At 57.8% G+C, this 1,703-nt stretch carries 1 protein-coding gene; it reads right to left on the reverse strand.

All coding sequences use genetic code 11. The features are described 5' to 3' along the window. Window positions 1–116: 116 nt before the first annotated feature. The gene (locus tag MHY23_RS11785) at window positions 117–1,586 is read right to left on the reverse strand and encodes an integrase core domain-containing protein (RefSeq protein WP_239307703.1); all 1,470 of its coding nucleotides are present in this window, start codon (window positions 1,584–1,586) and stop codon (window positions 117–119) included. Window positions 1,587–1,703: the final 117 nt, after the last annotated feature.

Genomic DNA, 1,703 nt, shown 5'->3' on the forward strand with positions numbered 1-1,703 from the left:
GTGTTATGTCTATGGACATTTTGGACGCGGAGTCTGGTCACTTATTGGACATGGAGTCTGGTGACTTATTGGACACGGAGTCCAATGGCTTTTTGGACACCCTCCTAGTGGTGGTCTTATTGGTCGGGGTTGTGTTTTTTCGGCCGGGGTTTGGATAGATCTGGGCGCAGTTTCGGCGGTTGCCGGTGCTTCATGCCTTCAACGAGGTTGATGTTGATCTGGCCGCCGGCCGGGCGGTGCGTCAGCCTGATGGGCAACGGCACGCTGAACAGGAACTCACCGTCGTGGGCGGTATAGAACTCGGCGACGTTATCGGAGGTGACGATGCTGAACAGCTTGCGGCTTTTAAACCGCAAGCCGATATAGAGGCCGTAGCCGCACACCGAGACTGTCCCGTGCCGGTTGACTTCGAGTTCTACTGGCACGTCGAAGCGGTAGTTTTCCGCGGCGTCGCGGGGATCTATGGTGGGGTCATCCGTGTGTGATGTACCTGGTGTGGTGATTGCACGAACGGTTTCGACCTTGGGCGAAGTGGCAGCTTCCCCAGGGTCGTTTTTCTTCGCTGGCGGTTGTGCCAGCGGGTTGTGCGCCAGGTTGTAGTCGACCACGCGCTGCCAGATCACATCAGGATCCAGCGGATCGGTTGGGGATTCCGCCTGCGGGAAGCTCTCCCAAGCTTGTTGTGGGGTGATGTGCATTTTGCCGACGCACAGACTTTGGTGATGCCGCTGGGTGTTGTAGACCTCGCGGTAGACATCAATGGCGGCTTCAAGATCGGCGAACGTTTTGGGTGTGCGCGCATCAAGAAATTGCACCAGGGTGCGGTGCGCGCGTTCATCTTTGCCTTGGGTCGTTGGCGCAAAGCCTGCAATAGCCATCACGCCTTGTTCCGCCAGCCACACTTCCGTGGCTGATAGACGACCGCGGTGATAGGTGGCAAACGCTTCGCTGTTGTCCGACAGGATCTCTTGCGGCTTGCGGTAGCGGGCAAACGCCTCTTTGAGCGTGGTGCGTGCGTCGGAGCCATTTTCGGGCAGCTCGAACGCTTTGGTGCCGACATCGAATCTGCTGGCGTCGTCAATGACCTGGTAGATGGTGACCTGGGTATGGGCAACGTCGAACAGGCGGTAGACCACCGCGTCGATCTGCCACAACTCGCACACATAATCACGGGCGAAACGCTTGTACGAGCTGCGGGGACGTTTGCGGGCATTGGCGTCGACCAGCCCGGCTTTATTCAGCCACGCTGCGATCGTTGGTCGTGACGGCGTGCGATCCGGGCCGACGGTGTCGAGCAAGTGGTAGTGAATCGAGATCGGCCCGTTGTCCAACCCCTGCTGCTTGAGTGCAACGCGGGCATCGAAGACGGCCTGGCGGTCGGCATCGGTGTACTTACGAGCCGGGTTTTTCGGGGCGGTGCTGTCCGGCAAAATACCCGCCCGGCCGCGCTTGGCGACACGATCTTTCAGGTTGTGGAACGTCTGGCGTGAGATCCCTTCTTCCTTGCAGAACTGCATGATGGTTTTGTCGTCGCGGACAGGATCGAAATCCGCGATCTTCCTACGTAAATGCGATGAAATAGCCATCCGGCTATTCCACCGCAGTGTCCAACAAGTCATCAGACATGATGTCCAATAAGTGACCAGACTCCGCGTCCAAAAACTCACCAGACTCCATGTCCAAAAAGTGTCAAGACATGACAC

Source organism: Corynebacterium sp. ACRQP (assembly GCF_022345915.1).
In the GTDB taxonomy this organism is placed as follows: domain Bacteria; phylum Actinomycetota; class Actinomycetes; order Mycobacteriales; family Mycobacteriaceae; genus Corynebacterium; species Corynebacterium lehmanniae.